At 72.3% G+C, this 7603-nt stretch carries 6 protein-coding genes; all 6 read right to left on the bottom strand.

Annotation, left to right across the window (positions count from 1 at the left end; genetic code table 11):
* Nucleotides 1–1309 (bottom strand): biosynthetic-type acetolactate synthase large subunit (gene ilvB / locus ACY45C_RS18040; protein ID WP_462188748.1); only part of this gene is annotated, 1309 nt, incomplete at its 3' end.
* 326 nt (nucleotides 1310–1635) lie between these two features.
* Nucleotides 1636–3327, bottom strand: coding sequence for a penicillin-binding transpeptidase domain-containing protein (locus ACY45C_RS18035; protein WP_462188747.1), 1692 nt, complete (start codon nucleotides 3325–3327; stop codon nucleotides 1636–1638).
* Between the two features lie 317 nt (nucleotides 3328–3644).
* The gene (gene gatB / locus ACY45C_RS18030; protein WP_462188745.1) at nucleotides 3645–5162 is read right to left on the bottom strand and encodes an Asp-tRNA(Asn)/Glu-tRNA(Gln) amidotransferase subunit GatB; all 1518 of its coding nucleotides are present in this window, start codon (nucleotides 5160–5162) and stop codon (nucleotides 3645–3647) included.
* Between the two features lie 12 nt (nucleotides 5163–5174).
* Nucleotides 5175–5369 carry a hypothetical protein gene (locus ACY45C_RS18025; protein WP_462188743.1) on the bottom strand — a complete coding sequence of 65 codons (195 nt, stop codon included), beginning with the start codon at nucleotides 5367–5369 and terminating at the stop codon, nucleotides 5175–5177.
* A 94-nt stretch (nucleotides 5370–5463) separates the two neighbouring features.
* The gene (gene gatA, locus ACY45C_RS18020) at nucleotides 5464–6990 is read right to left on the bottom strand and encodes an Asp-tRNA(Asn)/Glu-tRNA(Gln) amidotransferase subunit GatA (protein ID WP_462188742.1); all 1527 of its coding nucleotides are present in this window, start codon (nucleotides 6988–6990) and stop codon (nucleotides 5464–5466) included.
* A 13-nt stretch (nucleotides 6991–7003) separates the two neighbouring features.
* Nucleotides 7004–7300 (bottom strand): Asp-tRNA(Asn)/Glu-tRNA(Gln) amidotransferase subunit GatC, encoded by a 297-nt coding sequence (gene gatC, locus ACY45C_RS18015; RefSeq protein ID WP_462188741.1) that lies wholly within the window; start codon nucleotides 7298–7300, stop codon nucleotides 7004–7006.
* Nucleotides 7301–7603 lie beyond the last annotated feature (303 nt).

Raw genomic sequence — 7603 nt, 5'->3', positions numbered from 1 at the left:
GGCCGACCTTGGCGCCCATCGCGGCCGGCACGGCGTAGCCCATCGTGCCGGCGCCGCCGGAGTTCAGCCAGGTGTAGGGGTTCTCGTAGGAGATGAACTGCGCGGCCCACATCTGGTGCTGCCCGACGCCGGCGGCGAAGATGGTCTCCGGTCCCGCGATCTTCCCGAGCCGCTCGATGACGTACTGCGGGGCCAGCGAGCCGTCGGCCGGCTGGTCGTAGCCCAGCGGGTAGGTCCGGCGCCAGCCGTCCAGCGCCCGCCACCAGGCGGCGAGGTCCGGCCGCTCCTCCAGGACGAGCGCGGCGACGAGCTCGTTGATCACGTCACGGCAGTCACCGACGATCGGCACGTCCGCGGTCCGGTTCTTGCCGATCTCGGCCGGGTCGATGTCGGCGTGAATGACCGCGGCACCGGGCGCGAAGGAGGCCAGCCTGCCGGTCACCCGGTCGTCGAAGCGGGCCCCGAGAGTGATCAGCAGGTCCGCCTTCTGCAGCGCGGTCACCGCGGCGACCGACCCGTGCATACCGGGCATGCCCAGGTGCTGGGGATGGGAGTCGGGGAAGGCGCCGCGGGCCATGAGAGTGGTGACCACCGGGATGCCGGTGAGCTCCGCCAGCGTCCGCAGCTCCGCGGCAGCGCGGGCTCTGAGCACTCCCCCGCCGACATAGAGCACCGGGCGCCGGGCATCGCTGATCATCTTCGCCGCCTCACGCACCTGCTTGCCGTGCGGGCGGGTGACCGGACGATAACCGGGCAGGTCGAGGGCCGGCGGCCAGACATCGTGCGGCAGCACGGAGGTGACCGACTGCAGGATGTCCTTGGGCAGGTCGACGAGCACCGGTCCGGGCCGGCCCGTCGCCGCCAGGTGGAACGCCTCCGCAATGATCCGCGGGATGTCGTCGGCGGACTGGACCAGAAAGTTGTGCTTGGTGATCGGCAGAGTGATGCCGCAGATGTCCGCCTCCTGGAAGGCGTCGGTCCCGATCGAGGCGCTGGGGACCTGCCCGGTGACGGCCACGATCGGCACCGAGTCCATGTAGGCGTCGGCGATCGGGGTCACCAGGTTGGTCGCCCCCGGCCCCGACGTCGCCATGCACACCCCGACCCGCCCGGTGGCCTGCGCGTACCCCTCGGCCGCATGACCCGCGCCCTGCTCGTGCCGGACGAGGACATGCCGCACCCGGGTGGAGTCGAACAGTGGATCATAGGCGGGCAGGATCGCACCGCCGGGGATGCCGAAGACCACATCGGCTCCGACCGCTTCAAGGGAGTGGACGAGCGACTGGGCTCCGGTGATCTTTCGTGTCATCTGGTCGTCTTCCTTGACAGGCCGGGGATGTGCGTGACGCGTGGCGATCTCGGCTGGCATTGCGGGACCGGCGGGACCGGGCCCGCCGGGCACGGCTCTGCCAGCTGAGCACGACCACGCAGGCTTGGCACGAAGCAGTACTCACTGCACGAAAAAGCCCCTCGTGCCGAGAGGCACTGAGGGGCGGCGCACAGGTCGACGTAGCCGACTATGCGCGCTCTGAGCGTACGAGAGTCCCGAGAAGCACAGCTCTACCCTGCCGGAGTTCCCGCCCCACGTCAAGCATCGCCGGGCACGGGGCCAGCCGGGCACCGGGGCCAGCCAGGTCATTGCCCGCCGGAGCCGGGCGCACCGATCTCGCCACCGTCCAACGCGGTGAGGAACCTAGCCGCGACCGGCGCGGCCGTCTCCGCGCCGAAGCCGCCGTCCTCGACGACCACCGCGAAGGCCACGTCGCCCCGGTAGCCGACGAACCACGCATGGGTCGGCGGCGGGTTGCCGTCCTTGTACTCGGCGGTGCCGGTCTTCCCGAAGGCCTCGCCGGGCATCGGGACCTTCGCGGCGGTGCCCTCGGTGACGACCGCCCGCATGAAGTCCCGCAGCGGGGGCAGCACCACGGGCGGGATGGGGTTGCTGCGCGCCGACTGGCCGACGACGAACGGCTGGTGCCAGGTACCGCTCGCGACCGCCGCGGTGACGCTCGCCATCTGCAGCGGGGAGACCTCGATGCGGGCCTGGCCGATCGACGCCGACGCCGACTCGACCGCGTCGCGCGGGGTCGGGAAGATCCCCCCGACGCTGGCGATATCCAGCGGTGGGCGGCCGTCGAAGCCGTAGAGCTGGGCGGCCTTCTCCAGCGCGCCGTCCGGGAGTGACTCCTCCAGCCGGATGAACGCGGTGTTGCAGCTCCTGGCGAACGCGGTCCGCAGCGGGATGGGGCCGAACTGCTCGGCCTCGGCGTTCTGGAAGGTCCGCCCGCCGACGCTGACCGTCTGGGTGCAGTCCAGGGACGTGTCCGGCGCCTTGCCGTTCATCAGCGCGGCGGTGGCCGTCACGATCTTGAAGATGGAACCCGGTGGGTACTTGCCCCGGACAGCCCGGCTCGACCCGCTGGGCGGATGGTTGGCCAGGGCCAGGATGGCGCCGGTGCGGGTGTCGATCGCGACCATCGCCCCGGTCGGGCGGGCCGCGGTGGCCAGGGCCGCCTCGGCGGCCTGCTGGACCCGCAAGTCGATCGTGGTGCGGATCGCCTCGCCGTCGGTCATCGGATAGGTGTGCAGCGTCTGCACGGTCGCGTTCTTCGCGTCCCGCACGACGACCGCGCCGCCCTGCGCCCGCAGCCGGCCGTCGTACACCCGCTGCAACCCGGACAGCGGCGCCGTTCGACCGACGAGGTTGCCCGCCAGGTCGGAGGAGTCCCGTAGCGGCTGGCCCGCCACGTCGAGCAGGTCCCCCCGCTTACCCGTGGAGGCGGTCCGGTCCAGGTGCAACCCTGGGCGCAGGGCCGGATGCACCGAGACCGGATCAGCCTTCACTCGCCACCCGCCGCCGGTCGAGACGAGATGCAGCGCCCCGGTGTACTCCAGCGGCGTCGGCAGACCGGAGAGCGTGAGCCTGGCCAGGTACGGCACGGTCGCCGTCTCGCCGCCGCGGCTGATCGCGCCCGGGGTGAACGTAGCCGCTGTGACGAGCAGGCGGTCACGCACCTCGGCCATCGTGCCCACCAGGCGCGCGACGTCGATGCTCCCGGGCGTGGAGACGGCGGTGACAGCCGCGGAGCCGGGGGTCGCCGTCCCACCGGAAGTCGTCAGCGCCCGCCAGCCCGCCAGGTAGGAGTCGGCCGCAGCCTGGACCTTCCGGTCGGCGGCGCGGTCGGCGGCGCGGTTGTTCAGGACGTAGCCGACGCCGCCGGCGACGGCCAGCAGGACGACGACGACCGCGACGATGATCGCCGTCCGGCGGCCCCGGCCCCGGCGGCGGGAGGTTGACGCAGTGAACCCGGAAGGTGTAAGGGGCACGGCGGCACGCTCTCCCCTCGATCGTGACACCCCGATGGGAGACCCACCCTATGGAGGCCTCCGGCTCTTCGCATCCGACGCGCCGTACGACGTCGGCAACCCGACACGCGGGTCCGACACGGCGGGAGAACGTGGTCCTCCCGAGCTCGGATCACGGACGGGCAACCCACGGCACGGGGGCAGCGGCGACCGGTCGGACGTTTCTCGAACAAACGGCGCTAAAACCTGCGAACCATCTGAAATACGACAAATCGGGGATCGGGCGGGCGAGGGCCGGGAAAGCGAGGGCAGGGGAAGGCGAGGGCCGGGAAGCGGTGTCAGGAGATGCCGAGGCGCTCCAGCAGCAGTCGCCGCACGGTCGCCGCGTCCGCCTGGCCCTTCATCGCTTTCATCACCGCGCCCACCAGCGGGCCGACGGCGTTCACCTTGCCGCCGCGGACCTTCTCGGCGATGTCGGGGGCGCCGAGGAGCGCCGCGTCGACGGCCGCAGTGAGCGCGCCGTCGTCCGCGACGATCGCCAGCCCACGGCCGGCGATCACCTCGTCGGGCGCGCCCTCACCGGCGAGCACCCCGTCGATGACCTTGCGGGCCAGCGCGTCGGTGAGCTCACCCGCGGCCACCAGCGCGGTGATCCGGGCGACATCGGCCGGGGTGATCTTAAGATCGCGCGGCTGGAGACCGGCGTCCGAGGCACGCCTGGCCAGCTCGTTGAGCCACCACTTACGGGCGGTCGCCGGGGCCGCGCCGGCGGCGACGGTCTCCTCGACCAGGTCGAGGACCGCGGCATTGCGCAGGTCCTGCAGATCCCGCGCGGTGTAGCCGTGCTCGGCGATCAGCCGGGCCCGGCGCGCCGCGGGCAGCTCCGGCAGGCCAGCCCGCAGCCGCTCGACGTATTCCGCAGGCAGGGCCAACGGGGTGAGGTCCGGCTCCGGGAAGTACCGGTAGTCGGTGGCCTCCTCCTTGGACCGGCCCGACGAGGTGCGGCCCGACGCCTCGTCGAAGTGGCGGGTCTCCTGGATGATGCGCTGGCCGTCGTCGAGCAACGCGACCTGCCGGGTGATCTCGTAGCGCACCGCGCGTTCCACCGACCGCAGCGAATTGAGGTTCTTCGTCTCGGTGCGGGTACCGAAGGGAGCGTCCGGGCCGCCGGGCGCCGGCCGCGGGCGCAGCGAGACGTTGGCGTCGCAGCGCAGCGATCCCTGCTCCATCCGGACGTCGGAGACGCCGAGCGCCCGGATCAGTTCCCGCAACTCGTCCACGTAGGCCCGGGCCACCTCGGGGGAACGCACGTCCGGTTCGGTCACGATCTCCACGAGCGGGATGCCGGCCCGGTTGTAGTCGACCAGCGAGTGGGTGGCGCCGTGGATGCGGCCGGTGGCGCCGCCGACGTGCAGCGACTTGCCGGTGTCCTCCTCCATGTGCACCCGGGTGATGCCCACCCGGTGCACCTCGCCCTCGACCTCCACGTCGAGCCAGCCGTTCGTGCACAGCGGCTCGTCGTACTGGCTGATCTGGAAGTTCTTCGGCATGTCGGGATAGAAGTAGTTCTTGCGCGCGAACCGGCACCACGACGCGGTCTCACAGTGCAACGCGAGTCCGATCATGACCGCGAAACGCACCGCCGCCTCGTTCACCACCGGCAGGGAACCCGGCAGCCCGAGGCACACCGGGCAGACCTGGGTGTTAGGCTCGGCACCGAAGGCCGTCGCGCAGCCGCAGAACATTTTGGAAGCGGTGCCAAGTTCGACGTGCGTCTCCAAGCCGATCACCGGCTCGTAGCAGGCCAGAACGTCGGAGTAGGACGGCAGCGCGCCGGCGGGAGCCACTGTGCTCACCGGATGAACTCCTCATGGGTCGCTGGGTGGGCGGGTGTCGCGGACGTGCACGTAGGTGAGGAACACCGCGGCCGGTAGGCCGAGCACTCCCCAGAGGAGCAGGACCGGGTTGAGCGTGGCGATACCGAGGCCCAGCACCAGCACGGTGAGCAGCCACACCACGCCCACCAGGAACCGGTCCTGCCGGCCGCTGCGCAGGCTCACCATCGCCGTTTCCCGCCCTTCCCTCGCGGCCGGCGGCCCGTCACCGCGGCCGCCACCCCCGGAACACGGATGACCCGCGAGACCGCCGGGCGCCCGCTCACAGCGCCGGGACCTCGTCGAGCAGCGGATGGCCGCGTTCGGCGTCCAACGCCTCCTCCAGCGCCCCGCCGACCCGGTAGAGCCGGTCGTCGGCGAACGGCGGCGCCATGATCTGGATACCCACCGGCAGCCCGTCCACGAGCCCGGACGGCAGGCTCATCGCCGGGCCGCCCGCGAGGTTGGACGGGATCGTGCACAGGTCCGACAGGTACATGGCCACCGGATCATCGACCTTCGCGCCCAGTGGGAAGGCCGGCGTCGGGGTGGTGGGCGAGACCAGGACGTCGACCTGCTCGAACGCGGCGGTGAAGTCGCGGCTGATCAGCGTACGGACCTTCTGCGCCTGGCCATAGTAGGCGTCGTAGTACCCCGAGGACAGGGCGTAGGTGCCCAGGATGATCCGCCGCTTCACCTCCGGGCCGAAACCGGCCTCGCGGGTGCGGCTCATGACCTCCTCGGCCCCGGCCCGGCCGTCGTCGCCGATCCGCAGCCCGAAGCGCATCGCGTCGAAGCGAGCCAGGTTCGACGAGCACTCGCTGGGCGCGATCAGGTAATAGGCGGGCAGCGCGTAGCTGAAGTGCGGGCAGCTCACCTCGATGACCTGGGCGCCCAGGCCCGTCAGCGCCTCGACCGCGGCAGCGAAGGCGGCCTCGACCCCCGGGTCGTACCCGTCGCCGGCGAACTCGCGGACCACGCCGACCCGCATACCGCGGATGTCGCGCTGCCGTGCCGCCGCCACGACCGCGGGAACCGGCGCGTCGACGCTCGTGGAGTCCAGAGGATCGTGGCCGGCAATCGCGGCGTGCAGCAACGCCGCGTCGGTCACCGTGCGGGCCAGCGGGCCGGCCTGGTCCAGCGAGCTGGAGAAGGCGACCAGCCCGTAGCGGCTGACCCCGCCGTAGGTGGGCTTGACCCCGACCAGACCGCAGACGGCGGCCGGCTGACGGATGGAACCGCCCGTGTCGGTGCCGAGGGCGAGCGGCGCCTCGAAGGCGGCGACGGCCGCGGCGCTGCCGCCGCTGCTGCCGCCGGGGATGCGGGTGACATCCCAGGGGTTGCGGGTCGGCCCGAACGCCGAGTTCTCGGTTGACGAGCCCATGGCGAACTCGTCCATGTTGGCCTTACCCAGCAGGACGACGTCCGCGGCCCGCAGCCGGCTCACCACCGTGGCGTCGTACGGGGGGTGCCAGCCCTCAAGGATGCGGCTGCCGCAGGTGGTGGGCATCCCTCGGGTGGTGAAGACGTCCTTGAGCGCCAACGGCACCCCGGCGAGCGGCCCGAGGCGCTCCCCGGCCGCGCGCCGGTCGTCGACCGACCGGGCCGCGGCGAGCACGCCGTCGGCGTCCACGTGCAGGAAGGCGTGGACGGTCTCGTCGACCTTGGCGATGCGGTCCAACGCCGCCCGGGTCGCCTCGACGGCGCTCAGCCTGCCGGCGGCGATCGCGGCCGCCGTCGCGGCGGCGGACAGGCGCACGACGTCGGTCGTGCCGGGAGGTGTCGGGTTCTCCGTCATGTTCTCCGTCATGCGGGCGGCGACCTCATTCGTCCGGATCGAGGATGCGGGGCACCCGGAACCGCCCGTCCTCGGTGGCGGGGGCACCGGCCAGGGCCTCGGTGACGGGCAGCGACGGGCAGATGGTGTCCGGCCGGAAGACGTTGGTCAACGGCACGGCGTGGCTGGTCGGCGGGATGTCCGCGGCGGCGATCTCGGAGACTCGGGCGACCGCGGACAGGATCGCCTCGAGCTGCGGTGCCAGCGCGTCGAGCTCGTCGCCGGTCACCGACACCCGCGCCAAGCGGGCGAGGTGAGCCACCTCGCCCCGAGTGATCGCCATGGCGTGTGGCCCCTTCGTAGGCGGTGGGCACGGGGCCCGTGACTGGTCCTGGGCGCCGCGACGGATGCGGGAACCGGAACCGGGAGAGGCCGGATGCACCCCTGGGGCGCCCCGGGCGGACGATCGGGACCGGACGCATCGCCGCGTCGACGTGATGTCATCGTACGGGCCGCGGCGGGACCCCCGCGGGCGCCGCCCCCCGCCGCTCCCCTGGCCTAGTACTCCAACCCGACTTTTGTGATCAGTTGCGGCCCGTGGGCTGACGGTGGGCGGCCGACCCAGGTCGCTCCGACGCAGGTCAGG

This window comes from Frankia sp. CcWB2 (assembly GCF_977927585.1).
The sequence above is the reverse complement of the archived record's forward strand: the minus strand, read 5'-3'. Positions and strand labels throughout refer to the sequence as shown.